Below are 26,679 nucleotides of genomic sequence, written 5' to 3' on the forward strand. Positions count from 1 at the left end.
CGGCCGGCACCGAGGCGGGGGCCCGGGTGCGCGTTACGGCCGGCCACCTGGGCTGGGCCGATGTGGTGTTCGTGATGGAAAAGCGCCACGCCGACCGGCTGCGCGAGAAGTTTCCCGGGGCTCTGGCCGGCAAGCGCCTCGTCAACCTGCGCATCCCCGATAACTACCCTTTTCAAGACGCGGCCCTGGTGGCGCTGCTGCGGGAGAAACTGGCGGAATACTTGCCGGGGCCCCAAGAATAGATTCGGCTGGTATAGCACAAAAAAGGCGGCCCGCTACTCAACCGAGTAGCGGGCCGCCTTTTTTGCGCTATACCAGGTTGGCTTAGTTGTAGCCGGGGTTCTGGGGCAGCTTCCACACCTGTGCATCGTTGAGGTCGATAGGCAACAGCGGAATGGGGTTCACCACCCCGGTCGTGATGCTGTGCGTCATGGCCCGGGCGGCCACCGCGCTGGGCAGCACCCCGAAGTAGCGGCCCGTGCGGATCAAGTCCCAGAAGCGCAGCGACTCCTCGGCCAACTCTACGCGGCGCTCGTGCCAAATGGCGGTCAGCAAGGGCTGGCCCGCGAGGCCGGCGGTCAGGTCGGGCAGGGTGCCGGCGGGCGTATTAGCGGGTGCGTAGTTGTCGGCCGTGCCCACCGCAGTAGCGCCGGGCGGACGGGTAGAGGTACGCGCCCGGGCCCGCACTTGGTTCACCAGGGCCACGGCTTCGGCGTTTTTGCTGGTTTGGGCGGCGGCTTCGGCCTTCATCAGCAGAATGTCGGCGTAGCGCATCTTGCGGATGTTCTGGGGCCCTGCCTGGTTGGCAGTGGGCACCAGGATGGCCACCTTCCGGCTCAGGTAACCCGTATCGTTCTGCGATAAATCAATGGTTTCGCGCAAGCCGAGCACGATGTCGTTGTTCTTGTAAACGGTAGCTTCCAGGCGCGGGTCGTTGGCCTCAAACTCGTTGACCAAGTTCTGGGTGGGGTTGTTGAAGCCGTACCCCCAGCCGGTACCCGGCACGTTGGCACTGGCAGGGTCGCTCGAGACCTTGGTCGCCACGCGGTTGTTCTGGAACACGTTATTGGTCGTGCCCGTCATGATAGGGCCGTACGTGTCGTTAGAGGTGGCAAACTGAATTTCGAACACCGATTCGCTACTGTTTTCGCCAATCGTTTGGTGGATGGCAGCGTAGTTAGCCAGCAGGCTGTACTGGCCCGAGGTGATGACAGTGCTGGTCAGGTCGTACACTTCCTGCCAGGTATGCTTGTTGGTGTTGTCGGTACCCAACTGGTACATGATGGCGCGGGCCAGGTAGCCGTTGGCGGCGCCTTTGGTGGCGCGGCCGAGGTCGGCGCTGGCGTAGCCGGTTTTTTCGGGCAGCAGGGCCACGGCGGCTTTCAGGTCTTTCTCGACAAACGCGTAGGTTTCGGCAATGCTGCTGCGCGTCACGCTGGCGACTTCGGTGGGCAGCACCGCTTTTTCAAACAGCGGCATGCCGCCGAATGTCTTCACCAAGTTGAAGTAGAAGTACGCTCGCAGAAACAGGGCCTCGCCCTTCAGGCGTGCCTTCAACGTGGCGTCGATGGTGCCGCCGTCGATGTTGTTAATCACCGTGTTGGCTCGGGCAATGCCCGTGAAGCTGTGCACCCACAACGTAGTAACCGGCACGTTGGAGGGGTTCACGGTCCAGTTTTTCAGATCGATGAGGGCAGAGAAGTCGCTGGGCGTGCTGCCCTTCGCGGCGTCGTCGCTCATCACGTCCCCGAACATCCACTCGTAGGTCTGCCCCACGTAGTCGCCCACCCCAAACTTGGGGCCCTGGTCCCAGGAGGCCACATCGTAAATGGCGTTCACGGCCTGCACGGCGTTCACGGGGTCGTTGAACAGATTGCTCTGGGTGGTGGCCCCGAGGGGCTCTTTGTCAAGGAACTTCTGGCATCCTTGCGAAAGCGATGCCAGCGCCGTAAAGGCCAGCAATCGAACTGCGTGGGCGGTTTTCATATTGCGCGGTTGTATAATATCGTTGGGTTAGAACTGCACGTTGAGGCCCAGGCGGTAGGTGCGGGGCTGGGGGTAGTTGCCAAAATCCACGCCGTAGGCCAGGGGGTTGTTGTAGTAGCCGGTAGCGGAAATTTCGGGGTCGAGGCCGCGGTACTTAGTGATGGTGAACACGTTGTCAACCGAAGCAAACACCCGGAAGCCGTTGATCTGGAACTTGGTGAGCACGGCTTTGGGCAGCGAATAGCCTAGCTCCATGTTGCGGGCGCGCAGGTAGCTGGCGTCTTCCACGTAGCGGCTGCTGAACTTGTCGTTGTAGCCACCGCCGTTGTTGGTGTCGTTCGAGGTCACGCGGGGCTGGTCGGAGCCGGTGTTGGTGGGCGTCCAGCGGTCCATGCGGTCGGCGTAGAAGTTGTTCCACAGGCCAGCGAAGTTGCTGGACTTCGACAAGTTGAAGGCCGCTGCGTTGATGGCTTCGGCGCCTTGCACACCATAGAGCAGAACCTTGAAATCGAAGTTGCTGTACGACAGGTTCAGCGATGCGCCGTAGCTGAAGCGGGGCGTGGCACTGCCCAGGTAGGTGTTGTCGTTGGCGTCAATCTTCCCGTCGCCGTTGATGTCGCGGTACTTCACGTCGCCAGCTTTGGCGCCGGGCTGCAAGTAGCTGTCGGCTTCGGCCTGCGAGTGGAAAATGCCATCGGCCTGGAGGCCGTAGAAATAAGCAATTTCGTGACCCACGTCCGTGCGGGTGGTGTTGCCGATTTGCGAGAGCACGTTGCCGCTGGCAATGGGGTTGGCACCGCCCAGGTCGGTGATTAAGTTGTTGACCTTCGTGAAGTTCACCCCAAAGTTGTATTGGAGCTTACCAATCTCGTTTCGGTAGTTCAAAGCCAGTTCCACGCCGCGGTTGCGCAGCGAGGCCACGTTGGCGCTGGCGGGGGCCTGGCCCACAAAGTTGGGCACCGGCAGCAGGGCAATCATGTGCTCGGTTTTCCGCTCGAAGTAATCACCGGTGAAGGTCAGCTTGTTGTCGAGGAACGCCGCGTCGATGCCGAAGTCAGTCGTAAGGGCCGTTTCCCAGCGCAGGTCGGGGTTGTTCAGCGTGGCAATGGCTAAGCCGGGGCTCTTGGCTTTATTGGGCCCGAACACGTAGTTCTGGTTGTTGGTGGCCACCGAGGCGTACCCGTAGTTGGGAGCCGCGTTTTGGTTACCCACGGCGCCGTAGCTGCCGCGCAGCTTCAGCACTGAAATTGCAGTAATGCCCTTCATGAATTCCTCGTTGGACAGGTTCCAGGCCACGCCCACGGACGGAAACGTACCCGTGCGCTGCGAGCCCAGGAAGCGCGACGTCTGGTCGAAGCGCAAGGTGGCCGTCACCAAGTACCGGTCGCGGAAGTTATAGTTGGCCCGGCCGAAGTACGAAAGCAAGCCGCTGTCGTACTGGCCGCTGCGCACCGTTGAGTTGGCGGCCCGGGAGGCCGAAATGTACTGCAACGACACGTCGGCGGGCACATCGTAGCCCGTGATGGAAATACTGTTGCCGTAGGCCCGCTGGGCTTCTTGGCCCAGCGTGGCCGAAAACGAGCTGTTGTTACCCAAGTCCTTGTTGTAGTTCACGTAATTCGACCACACCCACGAGACGTTGTCGCCGCGGGTTTCAACCAGGGCGCTCTGCGAGCGTTGGTCGTTGGGACCCAGGTAGTACTGGGGCTGGTACACCTTGGGGTGGTAGTTGTTATAGTTGATGCCGAACGTGGAGCGGAACGTCAGGTCCTTGGCCAGCGACACGTCGAGGTAGCCGTTGGTGAACAGGTTGGTGCTGTATGTTTTGTTAAACGTCTGCTCCTGGAGGTAGCGGCCTAGGTTGGGCGTGAAGCTCGTGATGTTATTGTAGGAGAAGGTCCCGTCGGCGTTGTAGGGCGACGAGATGGGGTTGGCCTGGATGGCGTTCTGGAGCACCGTGCTGTAGAAAGCACCGCCCTGGCCGTCGCCGGCACCGGTCTGGTTGGCGTTGGAGAACGTGGCCGAGACGCCCACTTTCACCCGCTCAGTTAGCTTGGCGTCGTCGTTCACACGGATGACGTACTTCTTCAGGCCCGTTGCCTGGATGATACCGTCCTGCTGGAAGTAGTTGCCGCTGATGAGGTAGCGGTTCTGCTCAGTGCCGCCCGAGGCCGACAGCGAGTAGTTGGTGATCAGGCCCTTCTGGGTCACAAAATCCTGGTAGTTGAAGCCGGGCACGCTGCCTTGCAACGCGCTGTTCAGCAGGGCCGAGTAGTCGGAGGGCACCACACCGCCGCCGTTGGCGTACGCCTCGGTCACCAGCGTAGCGTACTGCTGGGCATTGGTCAGGTCCAGCTTTTTACGGATTTGCTGGAAGCCCGTGTAGCCGAACAGGTTGAACTGCGTTCTGCCGGCTTTGCCGTGCTTGGTGGTGATGAGCACCACGCCGTTGGCGCCCCGCGAGCCGTAAATGGCCGTGGCCGAAGCGTCCTTCAGGATTTCCGTCGACTCAATGTCGGTGGGCAGCAAGAAGCTGATGTCGCCCGTCTGGATGCCGTCCACCACGTACAGCGGGTCGGCGTTGTTGATGGTGCCCACGCCACGGATCCGGATGCGGGTACCGGAGCCGGGCTGGCCGCTGTTGGAAGTAACGTCTACCCCCGCCACGCGGCCTTGCAAGGCCTGCACGGGGTCAGAAGTGGCCACCTGCGTCAGCTGGGCCCCGCTTACGGAAGCCACCGAGCCGGTGAGGTCGCTCTTGCGGGCCGTGCCGTAGCCGATGACCACGACGTCGTTCAGGGCCTGCGCGTTGTCGGCGAGCGTCACGTTCACGTTGCCATTGGTGCCCGCCACGGGAATTTCTTGGCGCGTAAATCCAACCGAGCTAATGACCAGTACGCTGTTGGCGGGGGCCTGCAGCGTGAAGCGGCCGTCGGCCCCCGTGCTGGCGCCGTTGGTGGTGCCCTTTACGAGGACCGTAACGCCCGGCAGGGCCTCGCCCTTGCTGTCCTTAATTATTCCTTGGATTGTTTGCGCTTGGGCGGCTGCGCCAAAGGGCCGCAGTACCAGCGCAAACACCACGAGCACCGCAAGTAAAACGGATTTCATAAGCTAGCTTGAATTAGTGAAATGATGACAACAAAAGTATCTGCTTGCATACGATTGCGTTAATACTATTATAGCATTTCATATTCTTAAAATTATAATTAATAATTAGCAATAAAATGTATATCATACTGATTTAAAGAATTTTAATTATTAGAGTGAGTTTGATTTTGACACTGAAAAGTGGCGATTTAACTCATATAAGACAAGCACTAAATCGTGGTTTAAGTAATGAGATTTCTACATTTAATTTGCGGATTACGCGGTTAGGTACACGCAATGGGCAACGGAATGCGGGTAGCATCAAACGATTGTGGTGCCGGGGCCCTAGCCGGGGCGTCGGTAACCCCACCCGGCTAGCTGCGTTCAACCGGGCATGTCGTACTTCTTAAGCTTGGCCGTGCTGGCTGCCGTGGTCTTTGGGTTTTACCGCTATGTTACAGCCGACGGCCGACGCCGCGCCGCGGCCTTGGCTACGGGCTTTTCGGCCACGGGGCGGGCCCTACTGGCCGAACACGCAGCCTTTTATAGGGCCCTGAGTAACGCCGAAAAAGAGCGTTTTGAGCAGCGCGTGCTGCTATTTCTGGCCGATGCGCGCATCACCGGCGTACAAACCGAGGTAGATGAGCTAACGCGCTTGCTGGTGGCAGCGGCGGCCGTCATCCCCACGTTTGGGTTTCCGGAGTGGACGTACGCCCACCTGGGCGAGGTGCTGATAGTGCCCGACGCCTGGGTGCTGGGCCCCGACCCCGCCCAGGGTGTACCGCCACTGCAAGGCACGCTGCTGGGCTCAGTGCAGCCCTTCCAAAATCAGCACTACATGCGCCTCTCCAAGGCCGCGCTACTTCAGGGCTTTGCCAACCCACAAGACCGCCAAAACGTGGGCATCCACGAGTTTGCGCACTTGCTCGACGAGGCCGATGGGGTAATTGACGGCGTGCCCCAAGTGGCACTGCCTGCCCACTTGTTGGGGCCCTGGGCGGCCGTGGTGCACCGCGAATTGGAAGCCCTGCGGGCCGGCAAGTCGGAAATCAACCCCTACGCGGGCACCAACGAGGCCGAGTTTTTTGCCGTCGTCACGGAATACTTTTTCGAGAAGCCTGACCAGCTACAAGCCCACCACCCCGAGCTGTACGCCCTGCTCACCGAGCTTTTCCACCAGGGCCCCAGCGCCCGCCGGGGCCCTACGGCCGGCCCGCGCCAATGGCTGCAGAAGCTACGGGGCCCCGGCAAGTTTGGCCCCAATTTGCCCTGCCCCTGCGGCAGCGGAAAGCTGTACAAAAATTGCCACCAGCTGGCGGCGTAGGGCCCCAGGGGCCCCTCCGCTGCCGCCGCGGGCGCGCAGCGGAGGGGCCAGAAATCAGCGAATCAGGGCAAATGCTGGCCAACAACGCAAGGGCAACTAATAATTTGCCTCGCTGGCGGGCAGGTCAATCAGAATGAACTGGGCGTCTTTTTCGGCTATGATGCGCACGGCGTTTTCGTCGCCGATGCGGGCCTGGTCGTTGGGCCCCAGGGCCACGCCGTTCACCACGAGGCTGCCTTCTTTTACGTAGATGAAAACCAGGCGAATGGGGAAGGTTTTGAAGTCAATTTCCTTGCCTGCGCCCAGGTTGGCCCAGTACACAGTGCTGTTAGAATTCATGTACACTACGTCTTCGAGCACCTTTTGGCCCGTCACGAGTGGCACCAGCTCGTTGCTATTGCCGCTGAGAAAGTTCAGCTCCTTCTGCTCGTAGCTGGGGGCCAGGCCGCGCTGCGCCGGCAAAAACCACAGCTGGTAGAGGTGCAGCGGCTTTTCCTGGCGGTTCATTTCGGAGTGGGCCACGCCGGTGCCGGCGGTCATGCGCTGCACCTCGCCGGCCGTAATGGCGGTGCGGTTGCCCAGCGTGTCTTCGTGCGTTACCTCGCCGTCGAGCACCAGCGTCACAATTTCCATTTCCGAATGCGGGTGCTGCGGAAAGCCGTTTTGCGGGGCCACGTGGTCGTCGTTGAACACCCGCAGGGGCCCAAAGTGCACGTTGTGGCGGTCGTGGTAATCGGCGAATGAGAACAGGAAGTAGCTGCTCAGCCACGGGGCCGGGGCGGCGTGGTGGCGGTCGGCGGCGGGCAGGTGCTGGAGCATAGCGGGCAGGATAGGGTGAAGGACTAGGCCGCATACGCGGCAGCCAAGGGCGAAGTTGGTGGGGCCCCAACTCAGCTTGGAATTGAGCAGGCTTAGCAGCAAAGCAACAAAATCTATCAACTGCCACGGCGCCGTTTACGTATAGCTGGCCCAGATGCTATTCCCAGCTTATCCCCTTATTCCTCCCCCCCCCCTGTTTTATGAAAAAATTAGCACTCGCGCTGGCAGCTGTCGCCAGCGTCGGCCTTGCGTCGTCGGCCCAAGCCCAAGGCATCCGCTTTGGCCTGAAAGCCGGCGCTAACCTGTCCAACCTGTCGGGCAATTTGAACAACCAGGACAACTACAAAAACAAGTTCGGCTTCGTGGGCGGCGCAATGCTGAACGTGGGCCTGATTGACAAGGTGCTCTCGTTGCAGCCCGAAGTATTGTTCTCGCAGAAAGGCTTTAAATACGGCGACAACACGTTTACGGTGTTGGGCAACACCAACCGCTACACTGGCAGCAGCACCTACAACTACATCGACGTGCCGGTGCTGCTGAAAGTACGGGCTGCGGGCTTGTTCTTCGAGGCGGGCCCCCAGTACAGCTACCTGCTGAACGTGCGCGACAACACCACTTACACCGTCAATGGCAGCACGGTGTACAATACCGCCGCCAACCAGAACCTGGACAACGTGCGCCGCAATGAAATCGGCTACGCAGCGGGCCTGGGCTACGAGGCATCCAACGGCTTCCTGGTTGACTTGCGCTACAACGGCTCGTTCACCGACTTTGCTAAGGACGGCTACAACGGCTCGAACCAAGACCTGCGCAATGCCCGCAACTCGGTATTCCAAGCCTCGATTGGCTACTTGCTGGGCAGCAAGTAATATTTCTAACGCACAGCCGCAACGCCCCGGGGCCCCTCGCGCAGGGCCCCGGGGCGTTACCTTTTTTGCCTCCTCCCTCCCCCACGCCATGCCCCACCGTTTGCAGTTATTCGCCCTGGCTGCCCTGCTCAGCACCGCTGCCGGGGCCCCTGCCCTGGCCCAAGACAAGCCGGTCAAGGAAGCCAACAAACTCAATAAGAAGCGCATCAAGGCGGGCGTCGTCAACCCGTCACTCACCAAGGCGCAGCTTAAATACGACTCAGAATTTGCCACGGCCGCTACCAGCGACAACCTGCTGGCCTCGGCCCTGAGCGCGCTGGCTGCACAAAAAGCAACGGCGCTGGAAGTGAAAGACTTCGGCAAGCAAACCGACGCCGACCACACCGAGCTGCAAAGCCAGCTGCAAGCCATTGCCGACCGCACGGGCTTGGCGCTGCCCAAGATGATGAGCCACGACGACCGAAAAATCTACGACGACGTGGACGACCGCAAGTACCTGGGCTTCGACAAAAAATACCTCCGCGATTTGGGCGCGCTGCACGAGCGCGCCATCCAACGCTTCAGCGAAGCAGCCGAGAAGGCCAGCACCCCGGAGCTGCGCGCCTACGCGGCCGAAACCTTGCCCAAGCTGCGCGAGCACGCAGCCCACACAACCGAGCTGTTCAACCGCGCCAACGACCGGAAATAGGCGAATTTCCCTTCATCCAAACCGCGCAGAAACGTAAAAAGCCCCGGCACTGCCGGGGCTTTTTTGGGTAACGGGCCGCTAGCCCAGCCGGGGCCGCTAGGCGTTGCGCAGCTCGGCTACTTGCTGTTGCAGGTCAGCCACTACGCTGGCCAGGCGTTCGAGCGAAAGCTCAGCAGCGGGGAAGTGGCTGCTGATGTAGCACTTGGCTTCCCATATTTCGAGCGCTTCGCCCCCGGGCAAGTCGTAGGGCTGGTAGCGGGGGTTGTCGGAGTGCAGGGCCAGAGCCCCGGCGGGCCGCGCTTTGCGGAACACGCGCTTGAACACAATGCCGTCGCGCGGGCTCACCACCACGCAAGGCGTGCCGTCCTTCAGGTTGGCCATTTCCTCCACGTAGCGGCCCACCACCACGGTGCCGCTCACCAGGGGCAGCATCGAATCGCCCGAAATTTCGAAGGCGCGGTAGCTGCCCGTGGCCGGCAGCATGGGCAGCCGGAACCGGGGCAGCTCGCCCAGGTACTCGGGGTCGGCGTAGCCGTTGAGGTAGCCGGCGGCGGCTTTGTGGGGCACCAACTCGATGTTTTCGTTCTGGTCCTTGTCCACGGTCAGGGCCAGGATGCGGAGCTGGCCGCCAGCCGGTGGCTCGGGGTCGTCGTCGTCGCCACCGGCCGGGGCAGGCTCCAGCTGGCGCATGGTGGCGGCCGCTTTGGCATTTTTGCGTTTGCTAAAGTCGGTGGTTACCAGCTGGTCGAGCGAGATGCCGAACAGGCGGGCCATGTTCACGAGCGTGGCCATGCGCGGCTCGGCGCGGCCTTCTTCGTAGGCACCCACCAGGGAGCGTTTGATGCCCAGCTTCTCCGCAATTTGGGCCTGGGTGAGGGCTAGCTCGCGCCGCCAAAACTTTAAGTTCGTGTTTATCATTGGGAAAGGGTGCAGCCGGAAAAGGACACCGGGCGCAGTGCCGGGGCTGACAAAGTTGGCAACGCCGCAGCGAAGTTACTAATTCCGTTAGCTTAAATTTTTACTTCCCGAAAAATAACTTTGCGCCCAGCCGGGCAATCGATAAGCTGGGCCGCAGTGCGCAAGCCTCCCAAGGGCCCCAGGTGCTTAAGCGGCGATAATCCCTGGCCGACGGCTGGGGCCCCAGGAAACAAAAAAAGGCCAGCCGCTGGGCAGCAACTGGCCTTCCTGGGGTAGCAGCGGCCCTATCTTCTCAGCCGGATGCCCGCCAAACGCAGCTGGAAGTAGTCGTACTTCTCGCGCAGGTGGTCGAACAAGTCGCGCAGCGCCGGGGCCCCGCCAAGCTGGGTGCGGGCGGCGGCGATTTCGGCCAGCTGGGTATCGGTCACGAATTCTTCCAGGCGCAGGGCCAGGCCCTTGGTGTAGGCGCGCTCCAAGTGGGCCTTCACGGTGCTCTCGGCTAAGCCGCGCTGCTCGGCAATCTGCAAAGGGTTGAGGCCCTGGCGGTGCAGCTGGAACGTGGCGTCTTCCGAATCGTTGACGGCGGCGGGGTCGGCGGGCGCTTTGGTGGGCTTGGGGGCAGGCTTGTCGGCCTTGGCGCGCGCTGTGGGGGCCCCAAGAGCCAGCTCGTCGTCGCCGGCGGGCACGTTGCGCGGGGGCCCGTGCTGCACAATGGCCTGGATGAACACCTCGCCGTAGGTTTCGAATTTCTTCATGCCCACGCCCGACACGGCCAGCATGGCCATGCGGCTGGTGGGCTGCTCCTGGGCCATTTCCTGCAAGGTGGCGTCGCTGAACACCACGTAGGGCGGCACGCCCTGCTCGTCGGCCAGCTGCTTGCGGAGCTGGCGCAGGTGCTCGAACAGCCGCGCCTCGGGCGAGCCGGTGGCGGCGGTTTCGGCGGCAGCTTTTTTGCTGGCGCGGCTGGGCTTTTCGGCCTTCTCGGAAGGCTGGAACTTCTTGAGCGGCAGAGGCAACTCACCTTTGAGCACCTGGTGGCCGCGGGGCGTAATTTTCAGCGCGTAGCCTTCTTCGTAGGCGATGTAGAACAGGCCGTCGTTCAGCATCTGGTGCACGTAGCTGTACCAATCGAGGTACGGCAGGTCGGCACCGGCGCCGTAGGTTTTGATCTGGTCGTAGCCCCCGCCGATGACGGCCTGGTTGCGCATGCCGCGCAGCACGTCGATGAGCAGCGTGACGCTGAGCCGCTCGCGGGCCCGCGCCACCGCCGACAGCGCCTTCTGGGCCAGCAGCGTGCCGTCGAACGTGGTGGGCGGGTTGCGGCAAATGTCGCAGTTGCCGCAGTCCTCGCCCAGGGTTTCAGAGAAGTAGTGAAGCAGGATTTTGCGGCGGCAGCTGGCGGCTTCGGCAAACTGCTGCATGCGCTCGAGCTTGGCCGTGTTGAGCTGGGCCTGGCGCGCGGGCACGTCCTTGGTCACCATCTCGCGCATCTGCATCACGTCGGCGAAGCTGTAGAACAGGATGGCCGTGCTGGGGGCCCCGTCGCGCCCGGCGCGGCCAATCTCCTGGTAGTAGCCCTCGATGTTTTTGGGCAGGTTGTAGTGCATCACCCAGCGCACGTTGCTCTTGTCGATGCCCATGCCGAAGGCGATGGTGGCCACAATCACCTGCACGTCGTCCTGCAAAAAGGCCTCCTGGGCCTTGCTGCGCTGGTTGGGCGTGAGGCCGGCGTGGTAGTGCGCCGCCTTGATGCCCTTCTGCTGAAGCTTCTGGGAAATGGTTTCGCAGGTTTTGCGCGAGAGGCAGTAGATGATGCCGGGGTCCTGCGGGTGGCGCGTGATGTAGTCCACCACCGAGCCCACGCGGTCCTGCCCCGGGCGCACAATAAGGTTGATGTTGGGCCTATCGAAGCTGGAGAGGAACACCTTGGGCTCGTGCAGGTTGAGCTGGGTGATGATGTCGCGCTTCGTGAGGCGGTCGGCGGTGGCCGTCAGGGCCACGATGGGCGTGCTCGGGAAGTGCGTGCGCAGGGCCCCCAGCTTGGTGTACTCGGGCCGGAAATCGTGGCCCCAGCTCGAAATACAGTGCGCCTCGTCGATGGCGAACAGGCTGATGTTCACCCGCCCCAAAAACTGCATAAACCCGTCCGAAAGCAGCTTCTCAGGGCTGACGTACAGCAGCTTGAGGTGCCCGCTGACGGCTGCCCGGGCAATGTCATTGGCCTCCGTCTGGCCCACGCTGGAGTTGATGAAAGCCGCGGCGATGCCGTTGCCTTTCAGGGCCTCCACCTGGTCCTTCATGAGCGCAATGAGCGGCGACACCACCACGCAGGTACCCTCGCTGACCACGGCCGGCACCTGGAAGCACACCGACTTGCCCCCGCCGGTGGGCATCAGCACCACGGTATCCTGCCCCGCCAGCACACTCTGGATGATGTCGGCCTGCATGGGCCGGAAATTATCGTAGCCGTAGTAGCGTTTCAGGGCCCGGCGGGCGGCGGGGAGGAGGTCGGCGGCGGCAGTCAGGGTATCGGGCATAACGGGGCAAGGGTAACCTACTATAAAGGAACGGCGGGGCCCGCGAAGTTCCAACGGGGCCCCAGCGGCCGCGCTACGGCTGCGGATTCGCCGGGGCCCGCCGGCTCCCCCGGTACAGCTCATACTTCAGCAACCGGCAGTCAATCGGCCCGTTGAAGAGCGGGATGCGCCGGGTGGCCTTCAGCCCGATGGTTTTGGCCGCGTCCAGGTTGCCGGTCAGCACGTACGCCTCGTAGCCCTGGAAGTTGGTTTTCAGCGCGTCGCCGATGGTTTTGTAGAAGGCGGCCATTTCAGCCTCTTCCCCGATTCGCTCGCCGTAGGGCGGGTTCGTGACGACGAGGCCGGGGCCCTGGCTGGCGGGCGCGGCGGCGTCCTTCACGTCGCGCACCGACAGGCGGATACAGTCTTCGAGGCCGGCGGCGGTGATGTTCTGGGCCGCCTGGTCGATGACTTTCGGGTCGATGTCGGAGCCGGCCAGGTAGGCCTGGGGCTCTTCCAGGTGCTGGGCTTCGGCTTCGGCGCGCACCTGCTGCCAGAGCTCGGCGTCGAAATCGGCCCAGTTCTCAAACCCGAACTTGCCCTGGTGGAACAGGCCCGGGGCGATGCGCTGCGCGATGAGGCCCGCCTCGGTGAGGATGGTGGCCGAGCCGCACATGGGGTCGATGAGCGGCTGTTTGCCGTCCCAACCGGCGAGCAGCACCAAGCCGGCGGCCAGCACCTCGTTCAGGGGCGCGTCGTTGGTGGCCTGGCGGTAGCCGCGGCGGTGCAGCGAGTCGCCGGCGGCGTCGCGGCTGATGATCACCTCGTTTTCCAGCATGCGCAGGTGCAGGCGGATGTCGGGGTGGCGCGTGTCCACGTCGGGCCGCTGGCCGGTGCGGTCGCGGAACTGGTCCACGATGGCGTCCTTCATCAGCTGGGCCACGAACAGCGAGTGCTCAAACGTGGACTTGTTGACCACCGCCGTGATGGCGAAGGTTTGGCCCGGGCCGATGTACTCGCTCCAATCCACGCGGCCCACCTCGCGGTACAGGGCCCGCTCGTCGGGGGCGTAGAAGCCGGCCAGCGGACACAGCAGGCGCATGGAGAGGCGGCTCCAGAGCACGGTTTCGTAGAGAAGCCGCTGGTCGCCAATGAATTCGACGGCGCGGCTGCCCACGTGCGTGATGTCGGCCCCGAAGGCGTACAGCTCGTCGGCGAGCAATTCTTCTAATCCAAACTGGGTGGTGGCGGTGAGGTGCATGGCCGCAAAGGTCGGGCAGGAATGCGTTGGGGCCCCCAACCGCCCGAAATTGCCCCGGCCGCTATCTTGCAGCTCTGAGTTTTAAGTAATGAACGGCACTTTGTACCAACGATAAAAAATTGCTATGACTACGAATCGGGAAGAACAACTTGAACGCCAAGAGAAAATCATGGCAGGCCTAAAAATCGCCTATGAACGGATGCTAGAATTCAAGCGCCAGAAAAATAGCGAGGTGGTGGTGATGCGGGAAGGAAAAATTGTACGGATTAAACCGTAACTATTACGCTTCACCTTGCTATCTCACTTTATGTTGGAATAGCTCATGACAATTATAATACCCACAATTTTTGCCACCAGTTTATGACACCTATTCTAAAGGACGATTTTGAGACTAAACTTGGTGTCATTCAAACCAGCGTCGAAAGTGATTACAGTGACGCCGTGATGCGTGAGGGTGGCTATACAAAAACACTAGGGCACAAAATACATTTTCAAGTCTTTGAAATTAAAAATGAATGGTTGAATAATAAGACAATGAAAATTGAAACTTCGCGGGGTTATAGATACCACATTGAAAAGATTAGCGAAGCAGTTGAAAATCTGCATATTTATTGCAAACTTATTAATCCAACCAAAGACACTTCATTCGGCAGTGCTACCGGGGAATTTTTAGATGCAATTGAAATAGAGAATGCAACTGATGTAATACATATTGGCACTGAAGACAGTGAGCTCATGCGAGCTAGAGCAGAAATATCTGACTGGATGCCGGAGAGATTTAAAAACAAATTAAATCTCTCCTACTCGTTTACTGAGTTCATTGATTATGGCTTCAGAACCATTGTACCACATTTAAAACTAGGAGAAAGGATTTATTTCCACTTTCTCATTGCGACGAATACTGTTAAACAAAGTGCAGATTATCCAGATGAGTTAGATATCTCAACGTGGTTTGCTGTTGATCAACACAAACAGTTTTTAGACAAAGCTTTACAATCTTAATAACACAACCACTTCGCGATTCAACACCCTAGTATTAGGACAATCTACTATAAGCCGTTACAGTAGATAGCCTGATTTAAAAGAATGTAATACTAGCGCAGTTATTCCCCAGCCGGCCCGCGTGGCCGGCTTTTTTGTACCTTCCGCGCCGTATGGCTACTCCTGTTACTACTGCTTCGGCGGCTTCGACGGCTGCGGCGCCGGCCCGCTCCTACGCCGGGCCCATGGTGCTCATGACGAGCTTATTCTTCCTGTTCGGGGCCGTCACCAACTTTAACGACGTGCTGATGCCCTACCTCAAGGACGTCTGCCAGTTGACCGATTTTCAGTCCACGGCCGTGCAGTTTGCCTTTTTCGGGGCCTACTTTCTGATGTCGCTGCCCGCCGGGTTTGTGCTGAAGAAGCTGGGCTATCAGCGCGGCATCGTGGCGGGGCTGCTGGTGATGGCAGCCGGGGCCCTGCTCTTTGTGCCGGCGGCCAATTCGCGCACGTTTGGGCTGTTCCTCACGGCGTTGGGCGTGCTGGGCGCGGGCATCACGCTGCTGCAAGTGGCGGCCAACCCCTACGTGAGTGTGCTGGGGCCCGCGCGCGGCGCGGCGGCCCGGGTGAGCGTGGTAGGGGTGGCTAACAACTTCGGCGGGGCCCTCTCGCCGCTGGTGGGTGGGCTGGTGCTGTTTGGCGGCTCGGTGGCTCTGAAGGCCAAGCTGGCCGCCCTTCCCCTGGCCGAGCGCCTGGGCCGCGAGGCGCAGCTCGTGAAGGGGCCCTACCTGGGGCTGGCGGCGTTTCTGGTGCTGCTGGCCGGCGTGTTTTTCTTCGCCGTGCAGCTGCCCGATATCGAGAGCATCCCCGAGGAAGAGGCCCTGGAGGCGCGGCCCGTGGCCGCCGGGCGCACGTCGGCCCTCGATTTTCCGCACCTCGTGCTGGGCATCGGGGCCATTTTTGTGTACGTGGGCGTGGAAGTTGGGCTCGGCTCGCTGCTGATTCGGTACGGCGAGAGCCAGGGCATTGCGCAGCTCTCCGGCTTCACCCAAAGCCTGGTGCGCGGCCTGAACACGGCCACGGGCTGGGCGGGGGCCCTATTTGGGCAAGCGCCGGCGGCCATCGACACGTCCATCGGCTTCACCAAAGCGGTGGGCGCAGTGCTGGTGTCGTCGTACTGGTTCGGCTCGCTGGTGGGGCGGGTGGTGGGCATCCCGCTGCTGCTGCGCTTCCCCAACCGGGCACTGCTGGTGGCAGTGTGCGCGGCCGGCGCGGCACTGGTGGTAGCTAGCATCCTGAGCAGCGGCGAAACGGCGCTGTGGCTGGTGGTGCTCTGCGGGCTGATGAACGCCATCATGTGGCCGGTAATTTTCCCGCTGGCCATCACCGGGCTGGGGCCCTTCACCAAGCAGGGCTCGTCGTACTTGATTATGGCTATCGTGGGCGGGGCCCTCATCCCGCCGCTTATGGGCTTCATCGCCACGCACGGCGGCGGGCTACGGGTAGCCTTTGCGGTGCCCGCGCTGTGCTACCTGTACCTGCTGTTTTATGCGCTGAGCGGCTACCGGGTGCGGTAAAATTCAAGAAGGGGGCCCCAAGTAGTGGTGAGTTTGCGGCGGCGCTAGTAGCTTGGCACTGTCCTTAACCCTACTTCTTTTTATTATGAAACCCCATCTTATTACAGTTAAAAAATCTTCCCTTTTTATCGTTTTGTTGGCCTTGGCGCTTGGGGCTGGCGGCTGCAAGAAGCTGCTCAACCTGCTGCATTTTACCGTTGGCGATTCCAGCAGCTTCACGGTACCGGCGGCAGCCACGGCCACAGGCGCGGTGGTGATGTTGCCAGGCCTCACGGTGTCCTCTACCTCGTCGAGCACCTATACCAACAACAAAACCTCGTCGGACTACGTGCAGGACGTCACCCTCGACCAGCTGACGCTGACCACCACCAGCCCGTCCACCCAAAACTTCGACTTCCTGAAGAGCGTGAGCATTTCCATCGCCTCCGACGCGGCGGGCACCAACAAAACGCTGCTGGCCAAGCTCGACGCCGTGCCCGCCGGCCAAACCGCCATCACCCTGCAACCGACCGGCACCAAGCTTGACATGTACCTGCGGGGCAATTCCTACACCTTATTCACCACGGTGACCGTGGCCCAGGCCCTACGCCAGAACACCACCATCCGCGCCGATACCCGCTTCAACGTGACGGCCACCCTGCCCGAGTAGGGCCCCGGCCCCGGCGCTACCTTTGCCGCCCCATGCCGCACCTCGAAGAAAACGTCTCCCTCCGCCCCTACAACACCTTTGGCCTCGCCGTGCGGGCCCGCTACTTCGCCCGCTTCGGCAGCGCCGATGAGTTGCGGGCCTTGCTGGCCCTGCCCGAGGTACAGGCCGCCGAAAAGCTCATTCTGGGCGGCGGCTCCAACTTGCTCTTCACGCAGGATTTTGCCGGCGTGGTGCTAAAAAATGAGATTAGGGGCCTGGAAATTCTCACCGAAAACGCCGACGACGCCACCACCGCCCTGGTGCGCGCCGGGGCCGGCGAAAGCTGGCACGGCCTGGTCGAGTACGCGCTGGGCCAGCAGCTGAGCGGCCTCGAAAACCTCTCGCTCATCCCCGGCACCGTGGGGGCCGCGCCGCTGCAAAACATCGGGGCCTACGGCGCCGAGCTGCGCGACACCTTCGAGCGGCTCGAAGCCGTGGAAGTAGTTACCGGGGCCCTGCGCACGTTTGGCGCGGCCGAGTGCGGCTTTGGCTACCGCGAAAGCGTATTTAAGGGCCCGCTCAAAAACCAGTTCGTGGTCACGGCCGTGGTGCTGCGCCTGCACCGCCAAGCCCGCCCCAACGTGCAGTACGGGGCCCTCCAGGAAACGCTAGCCAGCTTCGGCATCGAGGGCGAGCCAACGCCGCACGACGTGAGCCGCGCCGTGGTGCACATCCGCCGCTCCAAGCTGCCCGACCCGGCCGAAATCGGCAACGCGGGCTCGTTCTTCAAAAACCCCGAAATCTCGCAGCGCAAGTTCGACGAACTGCGTGCCCAGCACCCGGCCATCCCCGGCTACCCCGTTCCCGGCGGCGTGAAAGTGCCCGCCGGCTGGCTCATCGAGCAAGCCGGCTGGAAAGGCCTGCGCCGGGGCCCCGGCAGCGGCACCCACGGCGTGCACGACCGCCAAGCCCTGGTGCTGGTAAATCACGGCGAAGCCACCGGCCACGAGCTGCGCCTGCTGGCCGAGGAGATTATTCAGTCCGTCCGCGCCCAGTTCGGCATCGAGCTACACCCGGAGGTGAACATTTTGTAGCGAGTAATTGATTTCTTAAATGCTTTCAAATAAATTGATATCTGTTTTTAATTTTGCTTTATGACTCATAATATTTTTAGAGAATGTTTGCATATACTTTTCCATTACACGCGGAGGTATTTTCTTAAATAAACCAGGTGACATAACCCAAAACTCTAATCTGAGAACAATAAAGTCACTCAATTCTTTTCTTAACTTCTTATTCTTTAGATAATTTAGTTTATTAATTTTATTCTTGGTCCATTTACAAGGATAATCTTTATGATAACCACCTATAAAGTATGACTTCTGTTTATATGGAAATATATTTATGAAGGATGTTGAGAAAGGAAATTTTAAATTATCCTTCCACTCTTCGTATGATAGATTCAGCGGATTAGAGTCTTCTTCTTCATCTATATTAAGAGGAACTGATACGCACAAATCTATCTTATCCATTTCAATAGTATTGAATATAAATTCGCCGAAATCTTCTGTCTCAATTGTTTTTTCTATTCGTAATTTAAAAAAGCTTAAATTTTTCACACCTAGTTTATATCCATCTTGCAATGAAATAAATTGAATTCTTGAAAAAGGATCCAATTTCATACTAGCATCGTCTATCCATTCTATAGATATTTCCTTCCTCCTTATTTCTTGACAAAGACCACGATAAGCGAATAAAGATTGATGAAGAGGGTTATAAAAATCCACAAGATTTTCATCTTCTATGGGTTTGAATATTAAACTATCATGGCGGGCACAAAACCCACTAAAAGTATACGCATCGTTTACACCTATTTTTTTAAACGCAAACATGCCTTTCTTTTCTACTTCATTAAGACTAGTTGTTTTTAATTCTATCAAATGATTATCTTCTGATATTTGTCTCAGAATACCATTCTTTTGCAATACATATGATTTAATAGCTAATTCATTACACCCAGAATACATACATATCCTTTTCTTATTCATACTGGCATTTTTCATTGCCTGCATATCACTTATAGATTTATTATCCATTCTACCTAGTAGTTTGAATACGAATATTTACTTCAACACCGCCAGCGTCACGCCGTCGCCGCCGCGGTCGGCGTGCTCGTCGGCCACGCTGGCCACGGCTTTGACGGAGCGCAGGTAGTCGCGCACCACTTGACGGAGCACGCCGTTACCGCGGCCGTGCACGAATTTCACTTCCGGCATGCCCAGCATCACGGCGTCGTCCACGAAGCTCATGGTTTTGGTCAGGGCGTCTTCGGCCCGCTCGCCGCGCAGGTCGAGGGTGGGGCTGAAGCCGGCCATGCGGTCGGTGATGTTCACGCCATTACCACTGGGGCCCCCGGCGCCCAGGCGCGAGGTTTTGGCCTTGGCGGCCTGCTCCCGGTCGCGGATTTCGGCGCGGCCCAGCTTCTCGAGCTGGCTCACCTTCACCAGCGTTTTGAGGCCCCCAAACATCACCTCGGCGGTTTTGCCCTTCACGCCCACCAGCTCGCCGTAGCCGTCCTGGCCCAGCAGGGCCACTTTATCGCCGGGCTGCAGGCCGCCGGCGGTGGCCAGCTCGCGGGTGGCGCGGGCCTTGGGCGGCTCGATGTGCAGCTCCTTCCGCACAAACGTATCCAGCTTTTCGCGGGCCAGCTTGTTGATTTCCTTGTCGGCTTGGCCGCGGCGGATTTCGCCAATCGTGGCCTCAATCTGCTGGTTGGTGTCGCGCAGCAGGGCCTTGGCCTCCTGTTTGGCGGCGCGCAGGGTTTCGAGGCGCGTGTCCTCGATGTGCTGCTTGAGGTCGGCGTATTCCTGGGCGGCCTTTTTGAGGCGGCGCTCCTGCTTGGCGGCCTCGGCAGTGTGGCGCTCCAGCTCGGTTTTCTCCTGCTCCAGGCCCTCCAGCAGCTGGTCGTACCGGATTTTATCCTTGCCCACGAGCTGCGAAGCGCGCTCCACCAGGTCTTTGGGCAGGCCAATTTTGCGGGCAATTTCGATGGCGAAGCTGGAGCCCGGCTTGCCCACTTCGAGGCGGTACAGGGGCTGGAGCCGCTCGGGGTCGTAACGCATGGCCCCGTTCACGAAGCCCGGCGTGCGCTCGGCGAAGTTCTTGAGGTTGGTGTAATGCGTGGTGATAACGCCAAAAGTGCGGGCCCGGCTGAACTGCTCCAGCACGGCCTCGGCAATGGCGCCGCCCAAGCTGGGCTCGGTGCCGGTGCCAAATTCGTCAATCAGCACGAGGCTCTTTTTGCCCGCCAGTAGCAGGAACTGCTTCATGGCCAACAGGTGCGAGGAGTACGTCGAGAGGTCATTTTCCAGGCTCTGCTCGTCGCCGATGTCGAGGAAGATGTCCTCGAACACGCCGGCCTCCGACTCATCGCCGCACGGGATGAGCAGGCCCAGCTGCAGCATGTACTGCACGAGGCCCACCGTCTTCAAGGTCACCGACTTACCACCGGCGTTGGGGCCCGAAATCACCAGCATCCGCTGCTCGTGGTTCAGTTCCAGGTCGAGCGGCACCACCTCGCGCACTTCGCCGGTTAGGCGCTTGTGCTCGGCGTAGGCCAGGGTGAGCAGCGGGTGGCGCACGCGCTTCCAGCGCAGCAGCGGCTTGGGGTCGAGGCGCGGCAACTGGCCGTCCAGCTCCACCGCCAGGCGGGCCTTGGCGCGGATAAAGTCGAGCAAACCCAGGTACTGATAAGCGCGGCGCAAGTCGGGCAGGTGGGGCCGCAACTGGTCGGTGAGGGCCGTGAGGATGCGGATCAGCTCGCGCTGGTAAGCATTTTCGAGGTCCTTGATGTCGTTGTTCAGCTCGAATACGGCGGCCGGCTCGATGTACACCGTCTGGCCCGTGGCCGACTCGTCGTGGATCAGGCCCTTCACCCGGCGCTTGTGCTCGGCAATCACCGGCAGCACCAATCTTCCACCACGAATCGTCGGCTCGGCCCCAGCCGGCACCCAACCCTCGGTGATGGCGTGGCGCAGGATGCCCGCCAGCTGGCGGCGCAACTGGCCCTGGCGCACAATGAGTTCCTGGCGCAACTGGCGCAGCAGCGGCGAGGCATCGTCGCGCACCAAGCCCTCGTCGTCCACCACTTTGTCGAGCGCGGCCATCAGGTTGCGGTCCACCTGCACGCCGATGCCCAGCAGGCGCAGCGTGGGGTACTGCTCCTCGGGGGCCTGCGTGAAGAAGGTGAGCGCCTGCCGAATCGTACGCAGGCTCATCTTCACCTCAAAAAACGCGGGCACGTCCAGAAAGGCTCCGGGCAAAGCGGCCCGCTTGAAGTGTACCTGCGGGTCGTAGTAGTGCGAGGCCGGAAAGTCAGCGCCCGAACGCAGCAAAAAGGCAAATTCGTTGGTTTGTTGCAGCAGCTTCAGCAGCGGCTCGGCTTTGGTCTGGAACTCCAGCTTGGCCACGTACTGGCGGCCCAGGGCCGATAAGCAGTTGGCTTCGAGCCGCTGGCGCAGCGCGGCGAAACCGATTTTGTGTTCGAAGTTTTGGGGAAGTAGCAAGTAAGCAGGCGTTGGTATATAGCTACGAAGATAAACCGCAGGGCGGGGCGAAAGATTTCGCGAGCTAGCGGTTTTGAATAGCCGCAAATATTGTCGGCCGGTCATGATGGGACTCATCATCCTTGTCTAGCCGACGATGTTGTAACGAACATGCTGAGAGCACAGAAACGGTTGATGTAGTACTTTAAAAGAAGCTTCTATCCGGTAGCATAGCTGTAGAATTCTGCATTCGAAACTGCGCAGCAGATTGTTCTAAAGACTTTACCATCCCAGTAAAATTTCCTATTTCGCCAAAATTGGTGTTGGCCGAAATTTTCAGCTTAGTACCATCAAACATTTTAAAAATCAGCCAATGAACACCTTTTGTTACCATATAACGGTAAGATGCCACTTTGGTAAATAAAACAGCATTCGCTTCCGTATTAGCCAGATTTTGCACTGTCAATTGGTCGGATTCTACCGAAACAAGTGCTGGGTATACCATCCGTTTTTTCAACAATCGAAACGCACTATAACCACTCCCAAACGCCACGGCCAAGCACCACAAAAACTGCCATTCATCGCCATGAATCAAATTTGTACCGACGAAATCGATAGCCACTGTAAGTAGAAACGCTCCTAAAATAATCAACCAGCCAGACTTGGTGCGATTACTTAATTTCAACTCGAATTGCTCTTCCATTTCGGTTGCTCAAAAGCTATTTATCCACCCCGGCCCCAAACAGCGCAAAGTCGTACTTCACCGGGTCCAGCGGGTCCAATTCGCGCAGGTTCGCGGTGAGTTCTTCGGCGGCTTCCCAGTCCACGAGCTTGCGGGTGAGCAGGCCCAGGGGGCGGGCCTGGCGCTCGACGTGCAGGTCGATGGGCATGATGAGGTCGGCGGGCGAGAGGCGCGTCCAGAGGCCGAAATCGACGCCGCGGTCGTCGCGGCGAACCAGCCAGCGCAGGTACATGTTCACGCGCTTGCAGGCCGACTTGCGGGCCGGCGTGGCTACGTGCTTGCGGGTGCGGGCCGGCGCATCGGGCAGGCTGAAGAAGCGGTTGTGGAAGTTCATCAGCCGCTCGCGCTGGGTGGCTCCGATGAGAAACGCCGTTTCCAGCGTGTCGTGCTGGCCGTACCAATCGCGCAGGAAGTGCACGAAGTACAGCAAGTCGGTGTCGCAAAACGTGCGGTGGCAGAAGCCGAGCAGCTTCTTCAGGTCCTCGTCGTGGTGCTGCGTCACGAACTGGTACGGCGCGTCGTCCATGCGGCGCAGCAGCTCGTTGCACTTGTTGATGATGGTGGGCCGCTGCCCCCAGGCCAGCAGCGCGGCAAATAGGGCCGCGATTTCCACGTCCTGCCGCTGGGTGAAGCGGTGCGGGATCTGAATCGGATCGTTCTGGATGAATTCCGGCCGGTTGTAACGGTCGTATTGGGCATCGAGTTGGTGCCGCAAGTGGGCCAGGTTTTTCAAAGCAGGGGCCCCAGCGGGGTGGGTAATTGAAAAGAAAGGAATAATGAGTCACGCCGATGCACGGACCAGGAAGCCGGCAGGGCCCCAAGGCACTCTATCGGCCTCCTGATCCGTGCACCGGGTAGTCGGCGAAAAGCCAGCCGCCCAGCCCGGGGCCCTGGCCGCTCAGGCTTCGGCCTGCGGCACTTGGTGCTGGGTGAGCAGGGCGGCTACGGCGGTGGGCGGGGTGGCGGCGGGCAGGCGGCGCAGGTCGAGGTAGTAGCAGGCGGCCTCGGTGGGGTACAGCAGCAGCCAATCGGGCCGCACCCACACGGCGCGGCGCAGGCTGGCCCACGGCACTTCGAAGTGCCCCAACGCGCTACGGCCGCACAGCGCGGCAGCGGTCAACTCGTAGTCGATGGGCGTGTGCATGGCCTCGCTGCCATTATAAGTGCGCCGCAGCAGGCGCCGCACCAGCAGCGGCCGCGCCGCGCCGTAGGCCAGGCCCACGGCCAGCAGCACCGGCGACGACCACGCGAAGGCCCCGTCGGGGGCCCGGCCCAGCAGCTGGCCCCCCACGCTGACGGCCAGCAGCGCCAGCGCCACGCCTAGTAGCCAATGGTTGCGCCGGGTGGCGGGCGAGTGCCACCACAGCCGCAGGTTCACGGCCACATACTCATCGGCCGAAGCCAGGACGCCGGATACTTGCGCAGGAAAGGCTTGGTTGCTCACCCCGGGGCCCTACGGAACGTAGCTGGTTTCCACACGGAAGCGCTGGTCGGTAGTGCCCAGCTTCTGCACGGCCCGGGGCGAAAGGCGCACCAGAATGTTGTTGTTCTCGCCGGTGTCGGGCAGCTTGCCGATAACACGCACGTATACCGACTGCCCGTTCATGCTGTTTTTTACCTGCATGATGGTGCCGACGGGGGCTGTTTTATGCAGGGCCAAGTACTTGTCGGTGCCGTTGTTGTCGATGCCGGCGGCCATGCCGCTGTCCGTTACGCGGCCCGCCAACTCGCTGGCCCGGGTGGGGGCCCGCTCGGTGGGGCGGTCAATTTCTTTGGGCGCTTCCTTATCGGCTAGCGTGGCGGGCGTTACGGTAGCTACCTGGGCGGGCTTGTCGGGCACGGGGGCCACGGTGGGCGCAGGCGTTTTAAGGGGCGGCGCGGCCAGGGCGGGCGCGGCGGCGGCTACGGCCGGGGCCCCCAGCAGCAGCTGCTGGCCCACGCGCACCCGGCCGTTGGCGGGCAGGCTGTTGAGCTTGATCAGCTCGTCGGGCGTAAGTTGAAAGCGGCGGGCGATGGCAAACAGCGTTTCGCCCCGGGCCACGGTGTAGCGGCCCGACGCGGGCACGGCGGCCGTACCCCCCGTTTTGGCCGCGCCAGCCACCAGTGCCGCGCTGGCAGTTGCATCGCCGGGCCCCAGCGGCCGCGGCACCAACACCACCTGCCCAATGCCCAGGCCGTTGGCCACCTGCGGGTTGGCCGCGGCGAGCTGAGCCACGCTCACGTGGTAGCGGCGCGAAAGGGCGGAGAGGGTTTCGCCAGCCCCTACACGGTGGCGCACAAAGCGTTGGCCGCCGCGCATTTCCACGCCAATAGAATCGGCCGGAGCCAAGGCCGGCCTGGGGTTAGGGGCCCCGGGCCCGTACAAAGTAGCTGCGAGCAGCAAAAAGAATCCAGTCATACAAAAAGTCGGCGTTGCGAAAGTCTTGCCAAACCCCGCCGTGGGGGCCGGCGCCTTGGCCGGCGTGGGCAAAATAACGAAAGAATACGCCTATCCCGCCCGCCGGCTGGGGCCCCGGGGCCCCAGCGCGGGCCAAAAGTGCGTTCTTTGGCCCACCCGTCCCCTTATCGCCCGCCCTTCTCCCCGCCCCGCATGGTCCTCGGCCTGATTCCCGCCCGCTACGCCTCCACCCGCCTGCCCGGCAAGCCTTTGGTCGATTTGGGAGGCGTCACCATGATCGAGCGCGTGGTGCGCCAGGCCCAGCAGGCACGCCTCGACCGCGTGGTGGTGGCCACCGACGACGCCCGGATTTTGGCCCACGTGCGCGGCTTCGGGGGCGAGGCCGTGCTCACGCGGCCCGACCACCCCAGCGGCACCGACCGCCTCTACGAGGCGTTCCAGCAATTGGGTAGCCCGGCCGAGGTGCGCGCCATCGTCAACATCCAGGGCGACGAGCCGTTCGTTCACCCAGCCCAAATCAACGCGCTGGTCGATTTTTTTGCTGATGAACGCACCGCGCCCGACATCGCCACGCTGGTGACGCCCGTGCGCAGCGACGAGGAATTGTTCAGCCCGCACTTGCCCAAAGTAGTGCTCAACCAGCGCCAGGAGGCCCTGTACTTCAGCCGCCACCCCCTCCCCTACCAGCGCGGGCGTGCGCCCGCCGAGTGGCTGGCCCACCACCGCTACCTGCGCCACTTGGGCCTGTACGCCTACCGGCCCGCCGTGCTGGCCCGTCTCACCCAGCTGCCCGTGTCGGCCCTCGAAGCGGCCGAGAGCCTGGAGCAGCTGCGCTGGCTGGAAGCCGGCTACGCCATCCGCTGCGCCGAAACCGAATTGGACGCCTTCGGCATCGACACGCCCGAAGACGTGGCCCGCGCCCGGCAGCGGCTGGCCGCTGGCACTTAGGGCCCTGAAAGGGCCCCCAGCGAGCTAGGCCTGGTCCTTGGCGCGGGCCACGGTGTCGTCCTCCTTGCTGGTTTGGCGGCGCTCCTGCTCCATCTCCCTAGACAGGAAGAAGTTCAGGGCCGTGCGGATGACGGCAATGGCCCCGAGCCGGCCAATCTGGTCCCAGCTTGGCGCAATGGATGTGGAGAGGATGTCGGCCCCGAGCTGGAATTCGAGCGCCAGGGCCAAGTAGCGCGAGAGGGTGAGCCGGATAGCTGTAAAATCGGCCGTGCGCCGCGCCCATAGCGCCCGCACCAGCAGCCGCCCGGCCACGGCAATGCCCAGCGCGATGATGAGGGCCCCCACCAGCTCCACGCCCAATTTCAGCCATTGCACCGCGCTGATGACGTGGGCCTCGGCCTGGCCAAACAGGTTAGCGTTTTCGGAGAGCATAGGAAGGGAGATTTCAGCGTAAAAATTTGAGAATGGCCAGCGGCCGCCCAGGCGCCAGCTACGCGGCAGCCGGCCGCGCTACCCGCGCCAGCAGCCACACCGAGCCGCGTTGCAGCAGCACCAGCACTGCCACCAAGCCCACGGCCGGCCCGAACAGCAGCAAGTTGCCCTCGCCCGTGCCGGCCCGAAACGCGAAGTTGAGCGCCGTGGCCACCGCCGGCGGGTGCATGGCGTCGGCAGTCACCATCAGCCCGATGGTGAGCACCAGGGCCCCGGCCGCAGCTGCGTAGGCGGGCCCCAGCGCCGCCGCCCCCAACTGGCTGATGGCCAGGTTACGTACGCTGTTGGTGCGGTGGCGGGGGTCGAGGTAAATCAGAAACGCGCTGGACGCCAGCGAGGCGAACAGCAGCTGCTGGTTGCTGAGCAGCTTCAGCAGCCACAGTAAAAGCAGCACGGTGGCGGTGGGCAGCAAGGCCAGCAGCAGCTCGGCGCGCCCGGCCAGGCGCGGGCGGCCGCCTAGGGGCCCCAGCGGCGCCGGCACTGGGGGCCCCGGCAGCGGGCCGGTGGGCGGGGCATCAGCCACCGATTTTCTTGGCTTTGTAGCCAGTTTGCACCAGCAGGGCCAGGATTTTCTCGCGGAAGTCGCCCTGCACCAAAATTTCGCCGTCTTTGGCACTGCCGCCGCCGCCGCACTTGGTTTTTAGGAGCTTAGCCAGCGCCTGCAGGTCATCGTCGGTGCCCACAAAGCCGGTGATGAGCGTGACCTGCTTGCCGCCGCGCTGCTTTTTGTCGAGCTGCACGCGCAGCTGCTGCTGTTGGGGCGGCAGCGTGGCAGCCGCCGCGTTCAGGTCGGCCGACTGGTACGAGAAGTCGGGGTTGGTGGAGTACACCACCCCGGCGCGGTTGTCTTTCTTCATGGCAAAGGACTTATAATCAACGCTTGCAAAGAGCCGCCGGGGGC

At 61.3% G+C, this 26,679-nt stretch carries 25 protein-coding genes; 10 read left to right on the forward strand and 15 right to left on the reverse strand.

Going from position 1 to position 26,679, the window contains the following annotated elements; genetic code table 11:
- Positions 1-26: 26 nt before the first annotated feature.
- Positions 27-242: a hypothetical protein gene (locus tag AXW84_RS25885; RefSeq protein WP_236943116.1), complete on the forward strand. Its 216-nt coding sequence runs from the start codon at positions 27-29 to the stop codon at positions 240-242.
- An 82-nt stretch (positions 243-324) separates the two neighbouring features.
- Here AXW84_RS25885 and AXW84_RS12500 read toward each other — a convergent pair whose 3' ends face one another.
- Positions 325-1,986 carry a RagB/SusD family nutrient uptake outer membrane protein gene (locus AXW84_RS12500; RefSeq protein WP_068233581.1) on the reverse strand — a complete coding sequence of 554 codons (1,662 nt, stop codon included), beginning with the start codon at positions 1,984-1,986 and terminating at the stop codon, positions 325-327.
- A 27-nt stretch (positions 1,987-2,013) separates the two neighbouring features.
- Positions 2,014-5,094, reverse strand: coding sequence for a SusC/RagA family TonB-linked outer membrane protein (locus tag AXW84_RS12505; protein ID WP_068233584.1), 3,081 nt, complete (start codon positions 5,092-5,094; stop codon positions 2,014-2,016).
- Positions 5,095-5,467: 373 nt separating this feature from the next.
- Here AXW84_RS12505 and AXW84_RS12510 point away from each other — a divergent pair, with 373 nt between their 5' ends.
- The gene (locus AXW84_RS12510; protein ID WP_068233586.1) at positions 5,468-6,397 is read left to right on the forward strand and encodes a zinc-dependent peptidase; all 930 of its coding nucleotides are present in this window, start codon (positions 5,468-5,470) and stop codon (positions 6,395-6,397) included.
- 96 nt (positions 6,398-6,493) lie between these two features.
- Here the strand turns inward: AXW84_RS12510 and AXW84_RS12515 are convergent, their stop codons facing one another.
- A complete protein-coding gene (locus AXW84_RS12515; protein WP_068239348.1) occupies positions 6,494-7,216 on the reverse strand; it encodes a pirin family protein in 723 nt (240 codons plus the stop codon).
- 200 nt (positions 7,217-7,416) lie between these two features.
- Between AXW84_RS12515 and AXW84_RS12520 the strand changes: the two genes are divergently transcribed.
- Both AXW84_RS12520 and AXW84_RS12525 read left to right on the forward strand, forming a co-directional pair.
- The gene (locus AXW84_RS12520) at positions 7,417-8,085 is read left to right on the forward strand and encodes a porin family protein (protein WP_068233588.1); all 669 of its coding nucleotides are present in this window, start codon (positions 7,417-7,419) and stop codon (positions 8,083-8,085) included.
- Positions 8,086-8,173: 88 nt separating this feature from the next.
- A complete protein-coding gene (locus AXW84_RS12525) occupies positions 8,174-8,773 on the forward strand; it encodes a DUF4142 domain-containing protein (protein ID WP_068233590.1) in 600 nt (199 codons plus the stop codon).
- A 96-nt stretch (positions 8,774-8,869) separates the two neighbouring features.
- Here the strand turns inward: AXW84_RS12525 and AXW84_RS12530 are convergent, their stop codons facing one another.
- The 3 genes from AXW84_RS12530 to AXW84_RS12540 all read right to left on the reverse strand — a co-directional run bounded on the left by AXW84_RS12530 (position 8,870) and on the right by AXW84_RS12540 (position 13,468).
- Positions 8,870-9,691, reverse strand: coding sequence for a LexA family transcriptional regulator (locus tag AXW84_RS12530; RefSeq protein ID WP_068233592.1), 822 nt, complete (start codon positions 9,689-9,691; stop codon positions 8,870-8,872).
- 284 nt (positions 9,692-9,975) lie between these two features.
- Positions 9,976-12,228, reverse strand: a complete 2,253-nt coding sequence (gene recQ, locus AXW84_RS12535; RefSeq protein WP_068233595.1) for a DNA helicase RecQ — start codon at positions 12,226-12,228, stop codon at positions 9,976-9,978.
- A 73-nt stretch (positions 12,229-12,301) separates the two neighbouring features.
- Entirely contained in the window at positions 12,302-13,468 is a 1,167-nt protein-coding gene (locus tag AXW84_RS12540; protein WP_068233598.1) for a THUMP domain-containing class I SAM-dependent RNA methyltransferase, read from the reverse strand.
- Positions 13,469-13,592: 124 nt separating this feature from the next.
- Between AXW84_RS12540 and AXW84_RS25540 the strand changes: the two genes are divergently transcribed.
- The 5 genes from AXW84_RS25540 to murB all read left to right on the forward strand — a co-directional run bounded on the left by AXW84_RS25540 (position 13,593) and on the right by murB (position 17,748).
- Positions 13,593-13,745: a hypothetical protein gene (locus AXW84_RS25540; RefSeq protein WP_204248374.1), complete on the forward strand. Its 153-nt coding sequence runs from the start codon at positions 13,593-13,595 to the stop codon at positions 13,743-13,745.
- A gap of 83 nt (positions 13,746-13,828) precedes the next feature.
- Complete coding sequence (locus tag AXW84_RS24910) at positions 13,829-14,470, forward strand: hypothetical protein (RefSeq protein WP_157886982.1); 642 nt, start codon at positions 13,829-13,831, stop codon at positions 14,468-14,470.
- Between the two features lie 152 nt (positions 14,471-14,622).
- Positions 14,623-16,026: a sugar MFS transporter gene (locus AXW84_RS12545; RefSeq protein ID WP_068233601.1), complete on the forward strand. Its 1,404-nt coding sequence runs from the start codon at positions 14,623-14,625 to the stop codon at positions 16,024-16,026.
- A gap of 136 nt (positions 16,027-16,162) precedes the next feature.
- Entirely contained in the window at positions 16,163-16,675 is a 513-nt protein-coding gene (locus tag AXW84_RS12550) for a hypothetical protein (RefSeq protein WP_157886983.1), read from the forward strand.
- Between the two features lie 32 nt (positions 16,676-16,707).
- On the forward strand, positions 16,708-17,748 hold the full coding sequence (murB, locus tag AXW84_RS12555) for a UDP-N-acetylmuramate dehydrogenase (RefSeq protein ID WP_068233610.1): 1,041 nt from the start codon (positions 16,708-16,710) through the stop codon (positions 17,746-17,748).
- Positions 17,749-17,763: 15 nt separating this feature from the next.
- Here the strand turns inward: murB and AXW84_RS24915 are convergent, their stop codons facing one another.
- From AXW84_RS24915 to AXW84_RS12575, 6 genes are all read right to left on the reverse strand, one after another.
- Positions 17,764-18,750 carry a hypothetical protein gene (locus AXW84_RS24915; RefSeq protein WP_157886984.1) on the reverse strand — a complete coding sequence of 329 codons (987 nt, stop codon included), beginning with the start codon at positions 18,748-18,750 and terminating at the stop codon, positions 17,764-17,766.
- Between the two features lie 27 nt (positions 18,751-18,777).
- Positions 18,778-21,219 carry an endonuclease MutS2 gene (locus tag AXW84_RS12560; protein WP_068233617.1) on the reverse strand — a complete coding sequence of 814 codons (2,442 nt, stop codon included), beginning with the start codon at positions 21,217-21,219 and terminating at the stop codon, positions 18,778-18,780.
- Positions 21,220-21,403: 184 nt separating this feature from the next.
- Entirely contained in the window at positions 21,404-21,901 is a 498-nt protein-coding gene (locus tag AXW84_RS24920) for a hypothetical protein (protein ID WP_157886985.1), read from the reverse strand.
- A gap of 16 nt (positions 21,902-21,917) precedes the next feature.
- Positions 21,918-22,673 carry a TIGR02757 family protein gene (locus AXW84_RS12565; protein ID WP_068233620.1) on the reverse strand — a complete coding sequence of 252 codons (756 nt, stop codon included), beginning with the start codon at positions 22,671-22,673 and terminating at the stop codon, positions 21,918-21,920.
- Positions 22,674-22,838: 165 nt separating this feature from the next.
- Positions 22,839-23,384: a hypothetical protein gene (locus AXW84_RS12570; RefSeq protein WP_068233628.1), complete on the reverse strand. Its 546-nt coding sequence runs from the start codon at positions 23,382-23,384 to the stop codon at positions 22,839-22,841.
- 9 nt (positions 23,385-23,393) lie between these two features.
- Positions 23,394-24,338 carry a LysM peptidoglycan-binding domain-containing protein gene (locus AXW84_RS12575; RefSeq protein ID WP_082773866.1) on the reverse strand — a complete coding sequence of 315 codons (945 nt, stop codon included), beginning with the start codon at positions 24,336-24,338 and terminating at the stop codon, positions 23,394-23,396.
- Positions 24,339-24,530: 192 nt separating this feature from the next.
- On the opposite strand from AXW84_RS12575, the gene kdsB reads away from it, so the two are divergent.
- Entirely contained in the window at positions 24,531-25,286 is a 756-nt protein-coding gene (gene kdsB, locus AXW84_RS12585; protein WP_068233635.1) for a 3-deoxy-manno-octulosonate cytidylyltransferase, read from the forward strand.
- A 24-nt stretch (positions 25,287-25,310) separates the two neighbouring features.
- Here the strand turns inward: kdsB and AXW84_RS12590 are convergent, their stop codons facing one another.
- From AXW84_RS12590 to AXW84_RS12600, 3 genes are read right to left on the reverse strand one after another with little or no spacing between them, the layout of a single operon-like run.
- Positions 25,311-25,718 (reverse strand): DUF1622 domain-containing protein, encoded by a 408-nt coding sequence (locus AXW84_RS12590; RefSeq protein ID WP_068233637.1) that lies wholly within the window; start codon positions 25,716-25,718, stop codon positions 25,311-25,313.
- A 58-nt stretch (positions 25,719-25,776) separates the two neighbouring features.
- Positions 25,777-26,301, reverse strand: a complete 525-nt coding sequence (locus AXW84_RS12595) for an HPP family protein (RefSeq protein WP_236943117.1) — start codon at positions 26,299-26,301, stop codon at positions 25,777-25,779.
- Positions 26,294-26,635 carry a translation initiation factor gene (locus tag AXW84_RS12600; protein ID WP_068233641.1) on the reverse strand — a complete coding sequence of 114 codons (342 nt, stop codon included), beginning with the start codon at positions 26,633-26,635 and terminating at the stop codon, positions 26,294-26,296. The genes AXW84_RS12595 and AXW84_RS12600 overlap by 8 nt, the downstream gene beginning before the upstream one ends.
- Between the last annotated feature and the right edge of the window lie 44 nt (positions 26,636-26,679).

The sequence above is a fragment of the Hymenobacter sp. PAMC 26628 genome, assembly GCF_001562275.1.
Taxonomy (GTDB): Bacteria; Bacteroidota; Bacteroidia; order Cytophagales; family Hymenobacteraceae; genus Hymenobacter.

Bases quoted from the DNA above. Each gene is read 5' to 3' on its own strand.
- AXW84_RS12500 (WP_068233581.1), bottom strand. From the start codon at position 1,986: ATGAAAACCGCCCACGCAGTTCGATTGCTGGCCTTTACGGCGCTGGCA.
- AXW84_RS12505 (WP_068233584.1), bottom strand. From the start codon at position 5,094: ATGAAATCCGTTTTACTTGCGGTGCTCGTGGTGTTTGCGCTGGTACTG.
- AXW84_RS12510 (WP_068233586.1), top strand. From the start codon at position 5,468: ATGTCGTACTTCTTAAGCTTGGCCGTGCTGGCTGCCGTGGTCTTTGGG.
- AXW84_RS12515 (WP_068239348.1), bottom strand. From the start codon at position 7,216: ATGCTCCAGCACCTGCCCGCCGCCGACCGCCACCACGCCGCCCCGGCC.
- AXW84_RS12520 (WP_068233588.1), top strand. From the start codon at position 7,417: ATGAAAAAATTAGCACTCGCGCTGGCAGCTGTCGCCAGCGTCGGCCTT.
- AXW84_RS12525 (WP_068233590.1), top strand. From the start codon at position 8,174: ATGCCCCACCGTTTGCAGTTATTCGCCCTGGCTGCCCTGCTCAGCACC.
- AXW84_RS12530 (WP_068233592.1), bottom strand. From the start codon at position 9,691: ATGATAAACACGAACTTAAAGTTTTGGCGGCGCGAGCTAGCCCTCACC.
- recQ (WP_068233595.1), bottom strand. From the start codon at position 12,228: ATGCCCGATACCCTGACTGCCGCCGCCGACCTCCTCCCCGCCGCCCGC.
- AXW84_RS12540 (WP_068233598.1), bottom strand. From the start codon at position 13,468: ATGCACCTCACCGCCACCACCCAGTTTGGATTAGAAGAATTGCTCGCC.
- AXW84_RS25540 (WP_204248374.1), top strand. From the start codon at position 13,593: ATGACTACGAATCGGGAAGAACAACTTGAACGCCAAGAGAAAATCATG.
- AXW84_RS24910 (WP_157886982.1), top strand. From the start codon at position 13,829: ATGACACCTATTCTAAAGGACGATTTTGAGACTAAACTTGGTGTCATT.
- AXW84_RS12545 (WP_068233601.1), top strand. From the start codon at position 14,623: ATGGCTACTCCTGTTACTACTGCTTCGGCGGCTTCGACGGCTGCGGCG.
- murB (WP_068233610.1), top strand. From the start codon at position 16,708: ATGCCGCACCTCGAAGAAAACGTCTCCCTCCGCCCCTACAACACCTTT.
- AXW84_RS24915 (WP_157886984.1), bottom strand. From the start codon at position 18,750: ATGGATAATAAATCTATAAGTGATATGCAGGCAATGAAAAATGCCAGT.
- AXW84_RS24920 (WP_157886985.1), bottom strand. From the start codon at position 21,901: ATGGAAGAGCAATTCGAGTTGAAATTAAGTAATCGCACCAAGTCTGGC.
- AXW84_RS12575 (WP_082773866.1), bottom strand. From the start codon at position 24,338: ATGACTGGATTCTTTTTGCTGCTCGCAGCTACTTTGTACGGGCCCGGG.
- kdsB (WP_068233635.1), top strand. From the start codon at position 24,531: ATGGTCCTCGGCCTGATTCCCGCCCGCTACGCCTCCACCCGCCTGCCC.
- AXW84_RS12590 (WP_068233637.1), bottom strand. From the start codon at position 25,718: ATGCTCTCCGAAAACGCTAACCTGTTTGGCCAGGCCGAGGCCCACGTC.
- AXW84_RS12600 (WP_068233641.1), bottom strand. From the start codon at position 26,635: ATGAAGAAAGACAACCGCGCCGGGGTGGTGTACTCCACCAACCCCGAC.